This window comes from Falsiroseomonas oryziterrae, assembly GCF_021864505.1.
Classification (GTDB): Bacteria; Pseudomonadota; Alphaproteobacteria; order Acetobacterales; family Acetobacteraceae; genus Falsiroseomonas; species Falsiroseomonas oryziterrae.
Genome location: NZ_JAKJIB010000586.1, coordinates 1 through 1242, shown reverse-complemented (window position 1 = coordinate 1242; position 1242 = coordinate 1). Strand labels below are relative to the sequence as shown.

Below are 1242 nucleotides of genomic sequence, written 5' to 3'. Positions count from 1 at the left end.
AGATAAGCTAGAGACTGAAGTTCAGACGTGAGTTCTTCCGAACACGCCGGCAAGGGCGGCGCGGCTTCCGTCACGCCGAGCCCGGCGGCGAAGGCATTGGCGAAGCCGGCGCGGTTGCCGAGCGAGGGGTCGAGCAGCGTGAGGCCCTTGGCGCGCAGCTGGGCCGCCACCTCTTCCGCCACCCTGCCCTGGGCGGGGACGCGGTTGAGGGCGAGGGCGGCCGGCCGCTTCTCGGCCTTGGCGATGTCGAGCGTGGCGCCCATCGCCCAGAGGTCGGGCGCCGAGGGCTGCAGGGGCACGAGCACGAGGTCGGCGGCGCGGATCGCCACGCGCGCATCGGTGTCGTCATGCGGCGGCGTGTCGAGCAGGATCACGTCGTGGCTGCGCCGGTACTTGTCGGTCGCGCCGGGGACGCGCCAGCCGGACGGCGCCTCGAAGTCCAGGCGCTGCGCCTTCGCGTTCCCGCTGCGCTGCGCATGCCAGTAGGACAGCGTCTTCTGCGGATCGGTGTCGAGCAGGGCGACGCGCTCGCCGAGGCCGGCAAAGGCGGCGGCGAGGTTGGCGGCGAGGGTGGACTTGCCGGCGCCGCCCTTGCGCTGGGCGACCGCGACCACGAAAGCCATGGGAGCGACTCCGCACCGATTTGTGCGGTGCGAAATCTAGCAGCCGGAGCCGGGCCCTGCCTAACGGCCGGTGGTCGAGGCGTCGGGCCTTGCGCCGGGGCGCTCCGGGATCCGGTCGCGGCTGGTGGCGAAGCCCTCGGAGGCCGGGGGCTGCGAGGCGCCCGGGACGGGCGGCCCGCCCAGCACGCGGTGGTCGCCAGGCGGAGCGGTGCGGGGCGGATCGTCCGGGATGCGGTTCGGTTCGGCGCCGGTGCGGTCGGCGGCCTCGTTGGGCAGGGCGGTCGGCGGCGGCTGGGCGCTCAGCGCGGGCTGGTCCGGCCCGGCGCGGGTCTGCGCGAGCGCAAGGCCGGGCAGCAGGAGCAGGACGAGAAGGAGACGGGTCATGTGGTGGAAGCGCGCCGGGCAGCGCTAGGTTCTGAGCCATGGAGGAGCTGCTCACCCCGGCCGAGATGGCGCGCGCCGACGCCGCGGCGGTTGCCGGCGGCGTGCCGGGGACCGTCCTGATGGAGGCGGCGGGCCGCGCGGTGGCGCGCGCGGTCATGCGGCGCTTCCGGCCCGTCCGCACGCTGGTGCTGGCGGGTCCGGGCAACAATGGCGGCGACGGCTGGGTGGCGGCGCG

Annotated in this window: 3 protein-coding genes; 1 reads left to right on the top strand and 2 read right to left on the bottom strand. The window is 75.2% G+C overall.

All coding sequences use genetic code 11. The annotated features are described in order from the left end of the window. Nucleotides 1-623: ParA family partition ATPase (gene parA / locus L2I40_RS23400; protein WP_237217753.1), on the bottom strand; the 623-nt coding region annotated here is incomplete at its 3' end. A gap of 60 nt (nucleotides 624-683) precedes the next feature. Beyond that, entirely contained in the window at nucleotides 684-1007 is a 324-nt protein-coding gene (locus tag L2I40_RS23395) for a hypothetical protein (protein WP_237217752.1), read from the bottom strand. A gap of 38 nt (nucleotides 1008-1045) precedes the next feature. Here L2I40_RS23395 and L2I40_RS23390 point away from each other — a divergent pair. Further along, on the top strand, nucleotides 1046-1242 hold a 197-nt coding region (locus L2I40_RS23390; RefSeq protein ID WP_272911012.1), incomplete at its 3' end, for an NAD(P)H-hydrate epimerase.